The sequence below is a fragment of the Pseudomonas sp. GM30 genome (assembly GCF_000282275.2).
GTDB lineage: Bacteria > Pseudomonadota > Gammaproteobacteria > Pseudomonadales > Pseudomonadaceae > Aquipseudomonas.
The window spans coordinates 212,228-228,822 of sequence record NZ_AKJP02000030.1; the positions used below are offsets into that span (position 1 = coordinate 212,228).

A 16,595-nucleotide genomic window follows, 5' to 3' on the forward strand; every position below is an offset into this window, starting at 1 on the left:
CCTGATGAGCGACCCTCGGAGAACAATAAAATGAAGCAACAACACGTCAACAGCTACTACGCCGCCACCCGCAACGAAGTCATCGACTTCCCGACCCTTGAAGAGTCGGTCGAGTGCGACGTCTGCATCATCGGCGCCGGCTACACCGGCCTGTCCTCGGCGCTGTTTCTGAGCGAGGCCGGTTATAAAGTCACGGTGCTGGAAGCGGCGAAAGTCGGCTACGGCGCCAGCGGTCGCAACGGCGGGCAACTGGTCAACTCCTACAGTCGCGACGTCGATGTGATCGAAGAACGCTACGGCGACAAGACGGCAGAAATCCTCGGCAGCATGATCTTCGAAGGCGCCGACATCATCCGTTCGCGCATCAAGGAATACGACATCAAATGCGACTACCGCCCGGGCGGCATCTTCGCAGCGATGAACAAGAAACAACTCAACGGTCTGGTTGAGCAGAAGCGCAGCTGGGAACGTTACGGCAACAAAAACCTGAAGATGCTCGACGCCGCTGACATTCGTCGCGAAGTCGGCTCCGATGCCTATGTTGGCGGCCTGCTGGACCTGCAGGGCGGTCACGTGCATCCGCTGAACCTGGCCCTCGGTGAAGCCGCGGCCATCGTGCGTCTGGGCGGCAAGATTTACGAGCAATCGGCTGCGGTGGAAATCAAATACGGCGAGCCGAACGTGGTGCGCACCGCCAAAGGCCAGGTGCGCGCCAAGTACCTGCTGATCGCCGGCAACGCCTACCTGCCGCAAGGTCTGGACAACCGCGTGACCGCGAAAAGCATGCCGTGCGGCTCGCAGATCGTCGTCACCGAGCCACTGACCGAGAAGCAGGCGCGCAGCCTGATCACCAACAACTACTGCGTCGAAGACTGCAACTATCTGCTGGATTACTACCGCCTGACGGCCGACAACCGTCTGCTGTACGGCGGCGGCGTGGTCTACGGTGCACGGGAACCGGACGACATCGAACAACTGATCCGGCCGAAGATCCTCAAGACCTTTCCGCAGCTCAAGGACGTGAAAATCGACTACCGCTGGACCGGCAACTTCCTGCTGACCATGTCACGCATGCCGCAATTCGGCCGCATCGAGAAAAACGCCTACTACATGCAGGGCTACAGCGGCCACGGCGTCACCTGCTCGCACCTGGCCGGCAAACTGATCTCGGAAATGATCCGCGGCGACGCCGAACGCTTCGACGCCTTCGCCTCGCTGCCACACATGCCAATGATCGGCGGCCGCACCTTCTCCGCCCCATTGACCGCCCTCGGCGCCGTCTACTACTCGCTGCGCGACCGTTTCGGCATCTAAGTTACCTCCCCGGCGGCGGTCCCGCACAGGCGCCGCCGGTTTTTTCACATGACCGGCAACACCACAAACCCTGTGGGAGCGAGCTTGCTCGCGAAAGCGGCCTATCAGCAAAAGGGACGTTGAATGTGCCGCCCATTCGCGAGCAAGCTCGCTCCCACAGGCCTTGTGCCTGACCCGCAATTACCCCCAGCAGGCTCATTTCACCCACCGTCCATCGAACCTGCTGAGCAACATCTGCAAACGTGATTTAATAGCCGCCTTTCACGGTTCCGGGACACGGGAGCAACGTGATCCGCGCCCTCGGCGCGTCACCCGCCACCCACCCCCATCGCCCTTAAGTCGTTCTCACATAAGGCTGTCATGGATACGGGTTCTCGACTCAAACTAGTACGCGAAAGCTACAAACTCTCCCAGCGCGAGCTGGCCCGGCGTAGCGGCGTGACCAATGCCACCATCTCCCTGATCGAACAGAATCGCGTGAGTCCTTCCGTCAGCTCGCTGAAAAAGCTGCTCGAAGGCATCCCGATGTCCCTGGCCGACTTCTTCACCTTCGACCAGCCCCCGCGCGAACACCAATACGTGTTCCGCGCCAACGAACAACCCGATCTGGGCCGCCACGGCCTGCGCCTGCTGCTCATTGGCGCCTCCGTCCCCAGTCGCCAGATGCGCTTGCTTCGCGAGCAATACGCACCGGGTGCGAGCTCCGGGGAAGAGCCGATTGTGCATGCGGAAGGCGAGGAGTGTGGGTTGGTGACGCGTGGCACGGTGGAGTTGACGGTGGACGGGCAGGTGAGCGTGTTGAATGCCGGGGATGGGTATTATTTTCCGACGACGCTGCCGCATAAGTTCCGGAATATTGGGGCGGATGAGGCGGAGATTATTAGTGCGAATACGCCGGCGAACTTCTGATCGCTGTTTGGATTAGGTGTACGTTGTAAATGAATCCGACCCTGTGGCGAGGGAGCTTGCTCCCGCTCGGCGACGCAGTCGGCGTAATTCGTGGCGTCCGGGGTATATAGGAGAAACGGATTATCCGGTTATGGGGCCGCTTCGCAGCCCAGCGGGAGCAAGCTCCCTCGCCACATGAAGTGTTTTCCTACGAAGTTTTCGGATGTCGATATTGCTCGGGTGTTTCAGGCGATAACCATTCGTCCGACACACCGCACCTTCGCCGCGCACCTTCTTCCAATGCTGTAACTCACCACGCAAAGGAAGAGCCACCATGCTGAACCATAAAATCGCGGTGTTTACCCTCGCAGCGTTGCTGTCCGGCAGTTCGCTGTACGCGATCGCGGCCGGCGAGACGCCGACCCCGACGGCGAACGACGGCAACAGCCAGACTCGCGACCCGGCGTCTCCAGCCACCAATGCCGACCCGGATGCCAATTCGCTGCCCAAGGGTGGTGATGGTGGCAAGACCGACAATGGGCCGGTGCCTTCTGCCTCCAAGCCCAGCCCTGCGGGTCAACCGACCGGTAGCAGCAGTGGGGGTAACGGCGGTGGTTAACGGATGTCGCGCACTTAAAAGCCCGGTCTTTAGAGCCGGGCTTTTCTTTGCCTGTCGCAAACACAGATATCAAACGCTTACTTTGCCTTCCATTGCCCGCCACCATTCTCACAATCAATTCGCGCTTGAGCCAGATGCTCCGCGTCGTAGTAATACGTGGTCACTTGGGCGTTATCGGGGATGTTCAGCGCCTTGGCGTTTTTGTCTTTGCTGGTGGAGTGCGGGTTGGCCAGGGATTCCTGGGTGATCGTGGCGATACACGTGGCCTGATAGTGGTCGGCACAGTGCTCGACCTTGGTTTTCGTACTGCTGAGCATGTCTTTGCTTTCATTGCTGCACGACCAGTCGATGGAACTGACGGGCATGCCTTCGTATTCGTAGCAGCTGTGGGTTTCCACCGCTGGCACCGAGGCGCTGGAGGATTGGGTCTGAACGTCGCAGCCCTCGGCCATGACGCAGGTGGGGATGACGGCGAAGGTGGCGATCAGAAGCAGGAAGCGAGTGTTCATCGGGGTTTCCTCTTCAGGGGCGCCGGGTCTGATCGAAGCTTTTGGCGCTTTATAGTTTCGAGATGGCGTGGAGGAGGGAGGTTCCATCGGGTTTTTGATTTGCTCCCGTGGCACACACTGCGAAACAATCGGAAACATTCAGCGCCCAAGGATTGGAACATTGCCCATGATCGAAATCGGCAGCCGCAATAACGCGCTCCCCTCGCAACACCCATTCCACGACATCTATCTGTTTCACATTGACCCTGCAAAGCCAGACACGCCTTTCTGTTTCGAGCAGTCGATGTCCGGCGGGCACATGGAACACGGCGGTGCGCGATGGTTGGCGCTGAATGAGCTGGATGCTTGGCCGGGCAAGTGGCGTGAACACCTGAGGAAGGCTGACTGCGCGTGGGTTGCCGAGTTGATCGATGCCCATCCAAATGCCGATCAGTTCACCGTAGTCTCGCTGATTCTTCAACGTCATTCCGGGCCTGCGAAGCCAACCGGACGGCTTGAAGCGATCCGCAACTGGCTCAAACGCAACATCCACGTTGGCGGCCGCTATGGCGTTTAAACCACGGAGACTTCCATGACCCAGACCCTCGAACGCGCTATCGCCATCGCTGCCACGGCCCACGCCGGGCAGGTCGACAAGGGCGGTGCGCCGTACATTCTGCATCCGTTGAAAGTCATGTTGCGCATGAGTTCGCTGGAAGAGCGCATCGTCGCCGTGTTGCACGACGTGGTCGAGGATTGCGGCATCAGCCTCGATGATTTGCGCAAGGAAGGTTTCAGTGAAGAGGTGCTGAGCGCTATCGAATCCGTGACCAAAATGCCGGGCGAATCCTACGAGGATTTCGTCGAGCGCGCGGCGCAGAACCCGATTGGCCGGGTGGTGAAACTGGCGGATCTGGAAGAGAACAGCGACCTGTCGCGGATTACCTCGCCAAGTTGGGAGGATCTGGAACGGGTCGAGAAGTATCGGCGGGCGATTGGGCGGTTGCGCACGTAAAAACGAATACCCCCCTGTAGGAGCTGCCGCAGGCTGCGATCTTTTGACTTTGATTTTCTAAAGGCAAGATCAAAAGATCGCAGCCTGCGGCAGCTCCTACAGGGGAGTGGAATATCTCGGGGAAATAGCCAGGAAGGCGAATATGAAATCCATTCTGTGTTTGTTGATCGCGGCCGCTGTTGGCGCTGCGTTGCAGGTTAGCGGTGTCCCTCATGGCTTGTTGCTGGGGGCGATTCTTGTCACCGCATTGGTCACCACGCGCAGCGGTTTTGCCCCGGCAACCCCTCATGGCCTGGGCTACATCCAGGTCACGCTGGGCATCGCCACCGGGCTGATGTTCGAAGCGTGGGACAGTGCGACGGCTTCGGCGATGTTGCCAAGCCTTGGCGTGTTGCTGCTGTGTCTGACGGTGCAGATCGCCCTCGCCGGATGGTGGCTGACTCGCGGCGCAGGCTGGAATCGCACCGATGCGCTGCTGGCGGTGTATCCCGGTGCATTGGCGGCGGTGTTCGATTTGCTGGAGTCGGAAAAGGCCTCAAGCAAAGTCATCATCGTGCACCTGATGCGCTTGCTGTTGATCACGGTGCTGGTGAGTTTTTTGATTCCCGGGCAGGCCTCGGTGGCGGTGGTTGAAAGCGCTCCGTTGAGCACGGGCATGGCACTGACCGTGTTGGCGCTGATCGGCTTGAGCATCGTCATCGGGCGCTTGCTGTTGGTGATCGGCGTGCCGGCGCCGTTCATGTTGACGGCGATTCTGCTGACTGCGGTGTTTGTGAAATCGGGATGGCTGCATGGCTTTCACATGCCGGACTGGAGCCTGAACCTGGCGGCGCTGATTCTCGGCGTGCGGATCGGCTCGCGCTTTCAGGGACTCGGCCTTGCGGAGCTGGGCCGGCATGGCCGCACGGCGCTGGTGTCGGTGGGACTGATGGTTGTGGTCGCGGCGGCGTTTGCCGAAGTGGCGGCGCGCTGGCTGAACAGTGATCCGCTGTCGCTGTGGCTGGCGTACATGCCAGGGGCGATCGAGACGATTGCGATTGTCGCGTTTGCCGGCGGGCTGAATGTGGTGTTCATCCTGACTCACCATCTGGCGCGGATGGTGCTGTTGCATTTTGCGCCGGCGTTGCTGGTGCAGGTGCGGCGGGTGCGGGAGGAAGTCTAAGCACATCCCCCTGTGGCGAGGGAGCTTGCTCCCGCCGGGCTGCGAAGCGGCCCAAAACCCCGATGCCACGGTGTTTCAGGTGCACCGAAATCGCAGGTTTTGCGACGACTGCGTCGCCGAGCGGGAGCAAGCTCCCTCGCCACAAAGGTTCAGTGATCTTTACCGAGTGTGTGCGGCGAAGCCTTCCTCACCGGGGGCGACATCGTCCTTGAGCGTCAACGCCGGAATCTCGTAATCCCCGGCATTCTGCTGCCGATACGCGATCGGCCGCGTGCTCCACAACTCATCCAGACGCGTGCCGAGCGCCTCGCAGGTCTCGGCAAACCGCGCTTGATCCATGCGGCTGGCGCGGTACACCAGGAAGGGCGGCACCACGTCGAAACCGGGGTAGAACAACACGCCGTGCTGAATCGGAAACAGCAAATCATCAATCGGCCCATTGATTCCGCGTGGGCTGTAGTGAGAATCCCAGCCTCCGGTGGTGACCAGCAGCATCGCGCGTTTGCCTTTCATCTTGCCTTCGCCGTAGCGCTCGCCCCAGCGCGCATCGGAATGTTCGCCGACACCGTAGGCAAACCCGTAGGCGTACACGCGCTCGACCCAGCCCTTGAGGATCGCCGGCATGGTGAACCACCACAGCGGAAACTGCAGGATCAGTGCGTCGGCCCACAGCAGTTTATCCTGCTCGCGGGCGATGTCGGCGGACTGCCGGCCCTGTTGGTAAGCCAGTTTTGAATCGATCGAGGCGTGGAAGGGGCGGCTCTCATCGCGACCGGGGGCGTCATCGGCGTCGATCGTGGTTTTCCAGTTCATCGCATACAGGTCGGAAACCTGCACGGTGTGGCCGGCGGCTTGCAGACGCTGGACGGTAAAGTCCCTGAGCGAGCCGTTGAGCGAAGTGGGTTCGGGGTGGGCGTAGACCAGTAGCACATTCATGTGGCAACTCCTTGGTTGAATGCAGGCAGGATCAATCCTTGATCGGTATATTGGAAATGAATGTCTGATATGTCAGGTATAGCCATGAATAATTTACGACGTCTGGATATCAACTTGCTGTTGACCCTAGACGTGTTGTTGGCAGAACACAACGTAACCCGCGCCGCAGAGCGGTTGAGCCTGTCGCAGCCGTCGGTCAGTGTGCACTTGGCCAAGCTGCGTGAGATCTTCGGCGACCCGCTGTTGCTGCCCGGACCACGGGGCATGCGCCCGACGGCGCGGGCCGATGAACTGCGCGAACCGTTGCGCGAGGCGCTGGAAGCACTGGAGCGGGCAGTCGCGCCGGCCAGTGCTTTCGATCCGGTGCAGGCCCGCCACATCTGGAAAGTCGCGGCGACCGATTACGGCGAGTCGACGGTGGTGCTGCCCGCGCTCAGCGGTTTGCGCACTCAAGCACCCGGCACCCGGCTGGCGGTGCTCGACCTGATGCCGGCGCAGCTAGTGAAGCAGGCGGAGCAGGGCGTGTTTGACCTGGCGCTGCACATCACCGAAGAGGCGCCGCTGGATCTGCATCAGCGGGCGCTGTTCACCGAGCATTACGTGTTGGCCGGTCGCGTCGGGCATCCGGGGTTGAAGCGTAAGCCGACTCGCGAACAATTCTGCGCGCTGGAACACGTGATGGTGTCGCGTGAGGGCGGGGGCTTTTTCGGGGTGACCGACAAGGCGCTGGCCGAGGTTGGCTTGTCACGCAAGGTGGTGCTGTCGGTGCCGCACTTTCTGATGGTGATGTCGGTACTCGCCAGTACCGATCTGGTGGCGATGCTGCCGTCACGGCTGGTGCGCGGCAACCCGGCGTTGCAGGTGGTCGATGCGCCATTGCAGGTGCCGGGCTACGAAATGGCGATGTTCTGGGGCGAGCGCGCGCATCGCGATCCGGCACACAAATGGTTGCGTGAGCATCTCGCGGCATCGGTGTGACCTATCAGGCGTGACCCAAGGCAATCGCAAAAGACACCACGATCATGCAAGCAAACGCAAAATTGAGATTCATCAGCTGTTCATCCTGAGCCTTTTTAAAGTGAGGCCATTCTGAACAGACGCACTGCAAAGAAAAAATTCGGCATGTTGATTCCAATGATCGAAACAATTGATACCGGCCGGTTTGTGTTTGCCCGAGGCTTTCGCTAGTCTCGGCAAAACCTGCAACTACAAGCATAAACAGGCAAAACCATGCACGATCATTCGATCACCGAACTGCCGTCCCTGCGTCGGCAGAAAATCCTCCTGATCCTCGAACGCGACGGCAAGGTCATGGCCTGCGAGTTGAGCCAGCACTTCGCCGTGTCCGAAGACACCATCCGCCGTGATCTCGCCGAACTGGACCACGCCGGCCTGGTGCAGCGGGTGCATGGCGGAGCGCTGCCAAGGCCCAAGGACAGTGGCAAGGATTACTTCACCCGGCTGGAAGAGACTGACGAGGTGAAAGTGCGGCTGGCGCAACGGGCGGCGCGAGAGGTCGAGGACGGGCAGATTGTGCTGTTCGATTCCGGTTCGACCGCGTTGCAGGTGGCGCGCTCGTTGCGGGCGGACATCCAGATCACTGCGGTGACCGCCGCGCCGATGACGGCCATCGCTCTGTCCGAGTACAAGGGCGTGAAAGTGATTCTGGCCGGTGGGCAACTGAACCCGCGCACGATGTCGGCCGGTGGGCACGAGGCGGTGCGCATGCTGGCCGGGATAAAGGCGGATCTGGCGTTTACCGGTGTCTGTGCGATTCACCCGGAAGTGGGTATCACCTCGTTGCATTTCGATGAAGTGCCGGTGAAACAGGCGCTTCTCGACAGCGCGACGCGGGTGATTGCGGTGACCACGGCGGACAAGCTGGGGGCGGTGGAGCCGTTTGTGGTGGCCGCGTGCACGCGCCTGCATACGCTGATTACCGAGCGGCATCTGGCGTCGGGGAGTGTCGAGGATTATCGGCGGTTGGGGATTGTGGTGGAGCAGTTACCTGATTGAGATTTTGCGTTGCGGCTGACGGCCTCATCGCGAGCAGGCTCACTCCTACAGTTGGACCGCGTTTCCCTTGTAGGAGTGAGCCTGCTCGCGATAGGGCCGGTGCGATCAACGCAACTTTTCAAGCATCTGGTAATACCACATCCCCGCCGCCAGCAACGGATTGCCCAGCAAATCCCCCATCGGCACGCGAATGTGCTGGCACTGCGCAAAGGTGTCGAACTGTTCCAGCTGCCCGGTGATCGCGCGGCTCATGATTTCGCCCATGATGTGCGTCGTCGCGATGCCGTGTCCCGAGTAGCCCTGGCAATACCAGACGTTATCCGAAAGCTTGCCCAGTTGCGGGATGCGGTTGATCACGATGCCCATCGCGCAGCTCCACTGGTAGTCGATCTGCACCCCTTTAAGCGCGGGGAAGGTCTGCTCGATGCACGGGCGCAGTTCGGCGGCGATGTCCCGTGAATCTTTGCCGCTGTAGTTCGCACCGCCGCCGAACAGCAGACGTCCGTCGGCCGTGAGGCGGTAGTAGTCGAGGACGAAACGGCAGTCGTACACCGCGAGGTCTTCGGGGTTGATCTGCCGCGCCAGATCACCCAGCGGCGCGGTAGTGACGATGCCGCCCATGGCCGGGAAAATCTTGCCCTTGAGCTGGCCCGGTTCGAGCTTGTGATAGACGTCGCCGGCGAGCATCACCTGATTGGCGTCGATCTGGCCGTGGGCGGTGCGCACGCCTGGGGTTTTGCCGTGAATGATTTCCAGCACTTCACTGTTTTCGAAGATCAGCGCACCAAGACTTTCCGCCGCCCGCGCTTCGCCGATGCACAGGTTGAGTGGGTGCAGGTGCATGTTGCGGGTGTTCTTGATCGCGCCGTGGTAGAGGTCGCTTTGCAGCAGGTCGCGTACCTGACTGCGGTCGAGCAGACTGACTTCATCACCCAGGCCGCGGCGCACGGCTTCCTCGTAATCCTGGCGCAAACCGTCCATGTGGCTCGGCTTGTAGGCGGCGTGCAGGTGGCCATGTTTGAGGTCGCACTGGATGCCATATTTCGCCACGCGTTCTTGGATGATTTGATGCCCGCGCCAGCGCAGGTGCCAGATGAAATCGTCGACTTCATCACCGAGTTTCGGGCGCATCTGTTTGCGCATTGCGCCGTCGCCGGAAAGGCTGCCGGTGACTTGTCCGCCATTGCGCCCAGTGGCGCCCCAGCCGATCTTGTTGCTCTCGACGATGGCGACTTTCAGGCCTTTTTCGGCGAGTTCGACGGCGGTGGCAACGCCGGTGAAACCGCCGCCGATGATCACCACATCGACTTGATGTCGGCCTTGCAGGGTCGGGTAGTCGGTGTCCTGGTTGAGGGTGGCGGTGTAGTAGGAATTGCAGCGTTGAGTCATGTCGGTGTCCACACAAATTCTTCGGTTGTACGCGGTCCCCTGTAGGAGTGAGCCTGCTCGCGATGAGGCCATGTCAGACACATTATTGCCGACTGACACACCGCGATCGCGAGCAGGCTCACTCCTACAGGGGTTAGGGGGTGAGGCTTCAGGCTTCGGTCAGATACCAACGCCAATCCTGCTCACCCACCTCGGCCATGAACTGCCGGTACTCGGCACGTTTCACCGCCAGATACACCCCGAGAAATGCCTGGCCCAGGGCATCCCGCGCCCACACCGAGTTTTCCAGCGCCTGCAGCGAGGTCAGCCAATCGGTCGGCAGCAACTCCTTGGCCTGCGCATAGCCGTTGCCCTCGACCGGCGCGCCCGGATCCAGATCCTCGCGGATGCCACGATGGATCCCGGCAAGGATCGCTGCCGCCGCCAGATACGGGTTGGCATCGGCGCCGCAGATCCGGTGTTCAATGTGCCGGGTATTGGCCGGGCCGCCCGGTACGCGCAGGCTGACGGTGCGGTTGTCGACACCCCAGGTCGGCGCCAATGGCGCGTAGCTGTTGGCCTGGAAGCGCCGGTAGGAGTTGGCGTTGGGGCAGAACAGCAGCAGCGTATCGAGCAGTGAAGCGAGCATGCCGCCAATCGCCGTACGCAGCAGCGGGGTGCCCGCCGGCTCCTCGGCGGCAAACAGATTGCGCCCCTCGCCATCGGCAAGGCTGACGTGCATGTGCATGCCGGTGCCGGCCAGATCATCAAACGGCTTGGCCATGAATGTCGCCTGCATGCCGTGCTTGTGTGCCACGGCTTTGACCAGACGTTTGTAGCGCACCGCCTGATCCATCGCGAGCAACGCGTCGCCGTGTTCGAGGGTGATTTCCACCTGGCCCGGGGCGTATTCCGAGATCGCCGTGCGTGCCGGAATGCCGTGCAGTTTGCAGGCGCTGTAGAGGTCGGCGAGGAACGGTTCGATCTGCTCCAGTTCACGCAAACCGTAGACCTGCGTGTGTCGCGGTCGGCCACCATCGGCGTCCAGCGCCGGTTGCGGACGGCCGTTGTGATCGCGTCTGGCGTCGAGCAGATAGAACTCCAGCTCGCAGGCCATGACCGGGTGATAACCCTCGGCTTTGAGGCCGTCGATCACCTTGATCAGCAGATGGCGCGGGTCGGCGATGCTCGCCGGCATTCCCTCGGTCGGGTGCATGCTGACCTGCACCGCCGCGGTCGGAATCTGCCGCCACGGCAAACGCACCAGACTGCCTTCGAGCGGGTAGGCGCGGCAGTCGATGTCGCCGACGTCCCACACCAGCCCCGAGTTTTCCACGTCTTCGCCCTGCACGGTCAGGCCGAGAATGGTGCTGGGCAGCGGGCGACCGCTTTCGTATACAGCGAGCAGTTCCTCGCGGTGCAACAGCTTGCCACGCGGCACGCCGTTGGCGTCGAGGATGAACAGCTCGATCATGTCGATATCGGGGTTCTGTTCAAGGAACAGGCGTGCGTCTTCGATGGCTGCGAATTTCATGGTCAATCACTCACGATGGCGCCGTATGGGCGCGCAGAATCGGGCCGGGCGCAGCTATAGCGTCTCGGCAGGAATCAAATGGAGATCAGTCAGACGTGACACAAACCTGTGGTGAGGGGATTTATCCCCGATGGGACGCGAAGCGGCCCCAAAAAATAGGACTGCTGCGCAGTCCATCGGGGATGAATCCCCTCACCACAATGGATCTTTTCTGGCTGACAGAAATCAGCAATCGATATCCGGCGGGCGTGCGGAGTGACGCAGCTTGGAACGGCGCAGGGCCATGGGGAGATTGACGATGCGATTCATGCGCGGCCCCTGTGACAGAGGGCGCACACAGCGGAGACGTTCAACCTTTCTGGTTGTTGTGGTGACGTACTCATAACGCGTGTTTCCGTTGGCGGAAAACGTCGGTGGCGGGCTGGCCCCGTCTACCGGTGTGCCCGGATAGTAAGGGGGAATTCGCGGGCGTGTAAACGGGAGATTCGCAGGCCAGGGTTCAGCGCAGCAGGTGCAAGCCCAGCCCGCCGAGGGCGCAAACGATCAACACTTCAATCACGCCGCGTTTGAAAATGAACAGCGCCAACGCCGCCAGCAGCGCCAGCCCGATCGAAAAAAGATCCGCGTGCCCGGCAAAACCGCTCGGCCAGAACACGTGATAAGCGAAGAAACACGCCAGGTTGAGAATCACCCCGACCACCGCTGCGGTGATCGCAGTCAACGGTGCGTTGAACTTCAGTTCGTTGTGCGTTGATTCCACCAGCGGCCCGCCGGCGAGGATGAACAGGAACGAGGGCAGGAAGGTGAACCAGGTCACCAGCGTCGCCGCCAATGCGCCGGCGGCGAACGCATGTTCCGCGCCGAATGCCGGTTGCACGTAGCCACCGATGAAACCGACAAACGCCACCACCATGATCAGCGGCCCGGGCGTGGTTTCGCCGAGGGCGAGGCCGTCGATCATCTGCGTCGGCGTCAGCCAGCCGTAATGCCCGACCGCGCCCTGATAGACATACGGCAACACCGCGTAAGCGCCACCGAAGGTCAGCAGCGCAGCCTTGGTGAAGAACCAGCCCATTTGCGTCAACGTACCGTCCCAGCCGAACAGTGCGGTCAGCAACGCCATCGGTAAACACCACAGTGCCGCGCCAACCAGCAGCAGACGCCACAGCTTCGGCAGACTGAAGCGCGCATGTTCAGGTGTTGGTGTGTCGTCATCGATCAGCGCCGGGCCGAAGGATGTGCCGCTACTGCGCTGGCCGCTATTGTTAAAGCGCTGCGGCGCCAGTCGCCCGCCGGCATAGCCGATCAACGCGGCGCCGAGCACAATCAGCGGGAACGGCAGATTGAAGGCAAAAATCGCCACGAATGACGCCCCGGCGATCGCCCACAGCCAACTGTTTTTCAGCGCTCGCGAGCCGATGCGATGCGCCGCGTGCAAGACAATCGCGGTCACCGCTGGTTTGATCCCGTAGAAGATCCCGGCCACCACCGGCACATCGCCAAATGCGATGTACACCCACGACAGCGCAATCAGGATGACCAGCGACGGCAGCACGAACAGCGCTCCGGCAATCACCCCGCCCCAGGTGCGATGCAACAGCCAGCCAATGTAGGTCGCCAGTTGCTGTGCCTCGGGGCCGGGCAGCAACATGCAGTAGTTGAGTGCATGCAGAAAGCGTCGCTCGGAGATCCAGCGTCGGCGCTCGACCAGTTCCTGATGCATGATCGCGATCTGCCCGGCCGGGCCACCGAAACCGATGCAGCCGAGTTTCAGCCAGAAGCGCCAGGCCTGGCGCAGGGTCACGGGAGCCGGTTTGGGCAAATCTTCAGGTGAGGTGTTCAAACGCGGCTCCTGCGGTGGCGGCTGTCGGAGCCGCTATCTAATCAGGTTTTTGTGAAAAAGTGCTATCGGTCAGCTGACCCTGTGGCGAGGGAGCTTGCTCCCGCCGGGCTGCGAAGCAGTCCCGCTTTGTTGAAGCCGCATGGCGCCCCAGCGTGACGGTGCGACGATTGCCAAGCTCCCTCGCAGGATCAGGCATGCGCCAGACTCCAGCGCAGCGCCGCATTCTGGTCACTCTCCCGCGCCTCGACCCAGTGCGAACCCTGCGCCGTGCTCTCACGCTTCCAGAACGGCGCACGGGTCTTGAGCACGTCCATGATGAACGCGCAGGCTTCAAAGGCCATGTGCCGGTGCTTGCTGCTGACGCCGACAAACACGATCGGCTCGCTGACCGCCAACGCACCGACCCGATGCACAATCTCCACCCCCAGCAGCGGCCAGCGCTGGCGCGCTTCTTCGGCGATCTGTTCGAGGGCCTTTTCAGTCATGCCCGGATAGTGCTCGAGAAACAGCTCGTTCACGCTCTGGCCAATATTCAGATCACGCACATAACCGATGAAATTCACCACCGCGCCGACCCGTGGATTGCGCGCATGCAGTTCGGCGGTCAACTGGCCGACGTCGAAGCTTTTGTACTGCACTCGAACCGTCATGTTCAGCCTCCGGTGACCGGTGGAAAAAACGCGATCTCGTCGAAGTCTTCGATGACCACGCTCAGTTGGCACAGCTCCTGATTCAACGCACACATCAGGTTGCCGGCGCCGAGTACTTCGCGCCATTCCTCACCGCGCGCCATGAGCATCTGCCGCACATCCTCGATGCTGCGCAGGTTGTCGCTCAGGGGGATTTTTTCCCCGCCCAGATTCAGGCGATCACGGTAGCTGGCGAAGTAGTTGATCAGGAGCATTGCGCATCCTCCCATTGAAAGTGTCCGGAGCGGCCGCCCTGTTTGCTCAGCAGGCGGATGTCGCTGATGACCATGGCCCGGTCCACCGCTTTGCACATGTCATAGATCGTCAGCGCCGCGACACTGGCGGCGGTCAGGGCTTCGAGTTCGACGCCGGTCTGGCCGGTGAGGCGACAGGTGCTGGTGATCTGCACGCGGTCCGGTTCGCAGGCCTTGAGTTCAACGTGAATCGAGCTGAGCAGCAGCGCATGGCACAGCGGGATCAGCTCGTGAGTGCGCTTGGCCGCCTGAATCCCGGCGATGCGTGCCACGGCGAAAACGTCGCCCTTGGGGTGACCGTTGGCCTGGATCATCTGCAGCGTTTCCGGGCGCATCTGCACCCAGGCCTGCGCCGTGGCTTCGCGGCGGGTCGCGGCTTTGTCGCTGACGTCGACCATGTTGGCGCGGCCCTGATCGTCGAGGTGGGTGAGGGTGTTGCTCATGGCGATGGCTCCTGGATCGGGCTGTAGATTCGGGGGGCGTTGCGGTGCGGCACGTGGATCAGATTGAGCCGATGCTTGAGCGCCCAACGTACGGTCAACGCGGTGGGGGCGGACAGGCTGACAAGGGTGCCGAGGCGGGCGCGCACGGCTTTGTGGATCAACTCCAGGCTGCAACGGCTGGTGACCACCACGAAGCCCTGGCGCGCATCGACGTCAGCGATTTGCATCGCGCCAATCAGCTTGTCGAGGGCGTTGTGCCGGCCGATGTCTTCGCGGCATAGCAGCGCTTCACCGCTGGCATCGAAGTACAGCGCCGCGTGCAGGGCGCCGCTGCTGCGAGCCAGTTGCTGAGCCTGTTCGATGCGTTGGCGGATGCCGTCGAAATGCGCGGCCGGCGGCAGGGCGCAGGGTTGCAGAATCTGCAGTTGCGGCAACGCCTGCTCCAGCGCCTCGACGCCACAAATGCCGCAGCCGCTGGTGCCAGCCATTTGCCGACGATGATCTTTCAGCGCCCAGAACGCGCGGCTGGAAATCTGCACGTCAGCCTGACAGGCCTGATCGAAATGGCTCAGGCGGATGTCGTAGATCTCGTCAACGCTGTCGATAATCGCGTTGCTCAGGGCGAAGCCCCGGATGAAGTCTTCGAGGTTGCCGGGCGAGACCATCATCACCGCCTGGCTCAGGCCATTGAAGGTGATCGCCAGAGCGATTTCCGCGGCCAGGGCGACGTGCGAGAGCGGGGCCTGCGGCAGGTATTCGCGAAACGCCACCTGTGACGGTTGCGGCGCGGGGGCGTTGGGTTCGGTGTTGGATTCGGTGGTAGTTTCGACGTGGCAGAGCATCTTGAAAAGTCCCGAAGCGCTGAAGTGAGTTCAGGCTACGGGCGTGGTGAAAGTGCGTCCAATCGCTTGTTCTGATGCGGTGATCGGGCGGATCTATCACCACAGCCTCCCGTGTAGGAGCTGCCGAAGGCTGCGATCTTTTGATCTTGATCTTAAAAACCAAAATCAAGATCAAAAGATCGCAGCCTTCGGCAGCTCCTACAGGGGTGTGTATCTGGTTTAAATTGCCTCAACCCCAAACATCTTTCGCGCCTCGGCAAAACACTTTTCGGCAATCGCCGAACGCGGTTCGGTCTTGCGCATGATCAGCCCCAGCGGCGCGAGCACGCTGGCATCCGGCAGTTGCATGAACGACAGGTGTTCGATCGGCTCTTCCAGCCCGCTGTCCAGCGGCATGATCGAGCAGCAGAAGCCTTGGTGAATCGCCTGCAGCAACTGATACGTCGAATCGCTTTCCATGATCGGCTGCGGATTCAGCCCGCGACTGCGGAAACTCAGGTCGATGGATTTGCGGTAATGCATGCCGGTGGTGATCATCCCCAGCGGCAGTTCGGCGGCGTCTTCCCAGCTCATTTCCGAGCCTTCGAAATGGAAGTGGCGGTTGTCATAAAGCAGCCCGACGCGGGTTTCGCCGATCTCGAAAAAATCGAAATAGTTCGGGTTGACGTGGTCGAGGTAGCACACGCCCAGGTCCAGTTGGTTGTTGCCAAGGCCGGCGATGATCTCGTCGGAACTCCCCGACGACAGACTGAATTTCAGCTCGGGATAGGTTCCGGACAAACCCTGAATGTAATTGACCGGATTGAAATTGCTCAGCGGCACCAGACCCAGGCGCAAGCTACCGACCAGTTGCCCGCGGCACGCCGCCGCTTCGGCGAACAGACCGTCATGCGCTGCCAGCAGGGTGCGCGCCCAGGCCAGTACCCGTTCGCCGGCCTGAGTGAAACCTTCAAAGCGCTGACCGCGATTGACCAGCACCAGATCCAGCTCATCTTCCAGGTTGCGCAGGCGCATCGACAGGGTCGGCTGGGTGATGTGGCAGCGGGCGGCGGCCTGGCCGAAGTGTCGGGTTTCGTCCAGTGCGATCAGGAACTTGAGTTGTTTGATGTCCACGAAGGCACCTGCTGGTTGAGAAATTGGATTGAGTATTGACGCAGATGCGCGCAGCGCACGAAAAACGCGAG

18 protein-coding genes are annotated in these 16,595 nt (G+C 61.3%); 8 read left to right on the forward strand and 10 right to left on the reverse strand.

What is annotated here, in order from left to right:
- The first annotated feature begins 30 nt into the window (after positions 1 to 30).
- From PMI25_RS24475 to PMI25_RS24485, 3 genes are all read left to right on the forward strand, one after another.
- Entirely contained in the window at positions 31 to 1,314 is a 1,284-nt protein-coding gene (locus PMI25_RS24475) for an NAD(P)/FAD-dependent oxidoreductase (protein WP_007962461.1), read from the forward strand.
- 360 nt (positions 1,315 to 1,674) lie between these two features.
- Positions 1,675 to 2,223: a cupin domain-containing protein gene (locus tag PMI25_RS24480; protein ID WP_003226097.1), complete on the forward strand. Its 549-nt coding sequence runs from the start codon at positions 1,675 to 1,677 to the stop codon at positions 2,221 to 2,223.
- Between the two features lie 313 nt (positions 2,224 to 2,536).
- Positions 2,537 to 2,821 carry a hypothetical protein gene (locus PMI25_RS24485; RefSeq protein WP_007962462.1) on the forward strand — a complete coding sequence of 95 codons (285 nt, stop codon included), beginning with the start codon at positions 2,537 to 2,539 and terminating at the stop codon, positions 2,819 to 2,821.
- 77 nt (positions 2,822 to 2,898) lie between these two features.
- On the opposite strand, the gene PMI25_RS24490 is transcribed toward PMI25_RS24485, so the two are convergent.
- A complete protein-coding gene (locus tag PMI25_RS24490; protein WP_007962464.1) occupies positions 2,899 to 3,330 on the reverse strand; it encodes a hypothetical protein in 432 nt (143 codons plus the stop codon).
- 166 nt (positions 3,331 to 3,496) lie between these two features.
- Here PMI25_RS24490 and PMI25_RS24495 point away from each other — a divergent pair, with 166 nt between their 5' ends.
- The 3 genes from PMI25_RS24495 to PMI25_RS24505 all read left to right on the forward strand — a co-directional run bounded on the left by PMI25_RS24495 (position 3,497) and on the right by PMI25_RS24505 (position 5,486).
- Positions 3,497 to 3,886 (forward strand): hypothetical protein, encoded by a 390-nt coding sequence (locus tag PMI25_RS24495; RefSeq protein WP_007962465.1) that lies wholly within the window; start codon positions 3,497 to 3,499, stop codon positions 3,884 to 3,886.
- A 15-nt stretch (positions 3,887 to 3,901) separates the two neighbouring features.
- Positions 3,902 to 4,324 carry an HD domain-containing protein gene (locus PMI25_RS24500; protein ID WP_007962466.1) on the forward strand — a complete coding sequence of 141 codons (423 nt, stop codon included), beginning with the start codon at positions 3,902 to 3,904 and terminating at the stop codon, positions 4,322 to 4,324.
- A 142-nt stretch (positions 4,325 to 4,466) separates the two neighbouring features.
- A complete protein-coding gene (locus tag PMI25_RS24505; protein ID WP_007964905.1) occupies positions 4,467 to 5,486 on the forward strand; it encodes an AbrB family transcriptional regulator in 1,020 nt (339 codons plus the stop codon).
- A 159-nt stretch (positions 5,487 to 5,645) separates the two neighbouring features.
- Here the strand turns inward: PMI25_RS24505 and PMI25_RS24510 are convergent, their stop codons facing one another.
- Entirely contained in the window at positions 5,646 to 6,422 is a 777-nt protein-coding gene (locus PMI25_RS24510) for an NAD(P)H-dependent oxidoreductase (protein ID WP_007964904.1), read from the reverse strand.
- 84 nt (positions 6,423 to 6,506) lie between these two features.
- On the opposite strand from PMI25_RS24510, the gene PMI25_RS24515 reads away from it, so the two are divergent.
- Both PMI25_RS24515 and PMI25_RS24520 read left to right on the forward strand, forming a co-directional pair.
- Positions 6,507 to 7,400: a LysR family transcriptional regulator gene (locus PMI25_RS24515; RefSeq protein WP_007964903.1), complete on the forward strand. Its 894-nt coding sequence runs from the start codon at positions 6,507 to 6,509 to the stop codon at positions 7,398 to 7,400.
- Between the two features lie 252 nt (positions 7,401 to 7,652).
- Positions 7,653 to 8,438, forward strand: coding sequence for a DeoR/GlpR family DNA-binding transcription regulator (locus tag PMI25_RS24520; protein WP_007964902.1), 786 nt, complete (start codon positions 7,653 to 7,655; stop codon positions 8,436 to 8,438).
- Between the two features lie 105 nt (positions 8,439 to 8,543).
- Here the strand turns inward: PMI25_RS24520 and PMI25_RS24525 are convergent, their stop codons facing one another.
- The 8 genes from PMI25_RS24525 to PMI25_RS24560 all read right to left on the reverse strand — a co-directional run bounded on the left by PMI25_RS24525 (position 8,544) and on the right by PMI25_RS24560 (position 16,524).
- Complete coding sequence (locus PMI25_RS24525; RefSeq protein ID WP_007964901.1) at positions 8,544 to 9,827, reverse strand: NAD(P)/FAD-dependent oxidoreductase; 1,284 nt, start codon at positions 9,825 to 9,827, stop codon at positions 8,544 to 8,546.
- A gap of 148 nt (positions 9,828 to 9,975) precedes the next feature.
- Positions 9,976 to 11,340, reverse strand: coding sequence for a glutamine synthetase family protein (locus PMI25_RS24530; RefSeq protein ID WP_007964900.1), 1,365 nt, complete (start codon positions 11,338 to 11,340; stop codon positions 9,976 to 9,978).
- Positions 11,341 to 11,839: 499 nt separating this feature from the next.
- Positions 11,840 to 13,183 carry a chromate efflux transporter gene (gene chrA, locus PMI25_RS24535; protein WP_007964899.1) on the reverse strand — a complete coding sequence of 448 codons (1,344 nt, stop codon included), beginning with the start codon at positions 13,181 to 13,183 and terminating at the stop codon, positions 11,840 to 11,842.
- A gap of 188 nt (positions 13,184 to 13,371) precedes the next feature.
- Positions 13,372 to 13,833, reverse strand: a complete 462-nt coding sequence (gene moaE, locus PMI25_RS24540) for a molybdopterin synthase catalytic subunit MoaE (protein WP_007964898.1) — start codon at positions 13,831 to 13,833, stop codon at positions 13,372 to 13,374.
- A gap of 2 nt (positions 13,834 to 13,835) precedes the next feature.
- On the reverse strand, positions 13,836 to 14,087 hold the full coding sequence (locus tag PMI25_RS24545) for a MoaD/ThiS family protein (protein WP_007964896.1): 252 nt from the start codon (positions 14,085 to 14,087) through the stop codon (positions 13,836 to 13,838).
- Complete coding sequence (gene moaC / locus PMI25_RS24550; protein WP_007964893.1) at positions 14,078 to 14,569, reverse strand: cyclic pyranopterin monophosphate synthase MoaC; 492 nt, start codon at positions 14,567 to 14,569, stop codon at positions 14,078 to 14,080. Before moaC ends, PMI25_RS24545 begins: the two co-directional genes overlap by 10 nt.
- On the reverse strand, positions 14,566 to 15,411 hold the full coding sequence (gene fdhD / locus PMI25_RS24555; RefSeq protein ID WP_007964891.1) for a formate dehydrogenase accessory sulfurtransferase FdhD: 846 nt from the start codon (positions 15,409 to 15,411) through the stop codon (positions 14,566 to 14,568). The genes moaC and fdhD overlap by 4 nt, the downstream gene beginning before the upstream one ends.
- Positions 15,412 to 15,630: 219 nt before the next feature.
- Positions 15,631 to 16,524, reverse strand: coding sequence for a LysR family transcriptional regulator (locus PMI25_RS24560; protein ID WP_007964889.1), 894 nt, complete (start codon positions 16,522 to 16,524; stop codon positions 15,631 to 15,633).
- Positions 16,525 to 16,595 lie beyond the last annotated feature (71 nt).

What these genes read in the sequence shown, in the direction of transcription:
- PMI25_RS24475 (WP_007962461.1), top strand. Translation starts at nt 31, where the DNA reads ATGAAGCAACAACACGTCAACAGCTACTACGCCGCCACCCGCAACGAA.
- PMI25_RS24480 (WP_003226097.1), top strand. Translation starts at nt 1,675, where the DNA reads ATGGATACGGGTTCTCGACTCAAACTAGTACGCGAAAGCTACAAACTC.
- PMI25_RS24485 (WP_007962462.1), top strand. Translation starts at nt 2,537, where the DNA reads ATGCTGAACCATAAAATCGCGGTGTTTACCCTCGCAGCGTTGCTGTCC.
- PMI25_RS24490 (WP_007962464.1), bottom strand. Translation starts at nt 3,330, where the DNA reads ATGAACACTCGCTTCCTGCTTCTGATCGCCACCTTCGCCGTCATCCCC.
- PMI25_RS24495 (WP_007962465.1), top strand. Translation starts at nt 3,497, where the DNA reads ATGATCGAAATCGGCAGCCGCAATAACGCGCTCCCCTCGCAACACCCA.
- PMI25_RS24500 (WP_007962466.1), top strand. Translation starts at nt 3,902, where the DNA reads ATGACCCAGACCCTCGAACGCGCTATCGCCATCGCTGCCACGGCCCAC.
- PMI25_RS24505 (WP_007964905.1), top strand. Translation starts at nt 4,467, where the DNA reads ATGAAATCCATTCTGTGTTTGTTGATCGCGGCCGCTGTTGGCGCTGCG.
- PMI25_RS24510 (WP_007964904.1), bottom strand. Translation starts at nt 6,422, where the DNA reads ATGAATGTGCTACTGGTCTACGCCCACCCCGAACCCACTTCGCTCAAC.
- PMI25_RS24515 (WP_007964903.1), top strand. Translation starts at nt 6,507, where the DNA reads ATGAATAATTTACGACGTCTGGATATCAACTTGCTGTTGACCCTAGAC.
- PMI25_RS24520 (WP_007964902.1), top strand. Translation starts at nt 7,653, where the DNA reads ATGCACGATCATTCGATCACCGAACTGCCGTCCCTGCGTCGGCAGAAA.
- PMI25_RS24525 (WP_007964901.1), bottom strand. Translation starts at nt 9,827, where the DNA reads ATGACTCAACGCTGCAATTCCTACTACACCGCCACCCTCAACCAGGAC.
- PMI25_RS24530 (WP_007964900.1), bottom strand. Translation starts at nt 11,340, where the DNA reads ATGAAATTCGCAGCCATCGAAGACGCACGCCTGTTCCTTGAACAGAAC.
- moaE (WP_007964898.1), bottom strand. Translation starts at nt 13,833, where the DNA reads ATGACGGTTCGAGTGCAGTACAAAAGCTTCGACGTCGGCCAGTTGACC.
- PMI25_RS24545 (WP_007964896.1), bottom strand. Translation starts at nt 14,087, where the DNA reads ATGCTCCTGATCAACTACTTCGCCAGCTACCGTGATCGCCTGAATCTG.
- moaC (WP_007964893.1), bottom strand. Translation starts at nt 14,569, where the DNA reads ATGAGCAACACCCTCACCCACCTCGACGATCAGGGCCGCGCCAACATG.
- fdhD (WP_007964891.1), bottom strand. Translation starts at nt 15,411, where the DNA reads ATGCTCTGCCACGTCGAAACTACCACCGAATCCAACACCGAACCCAAC.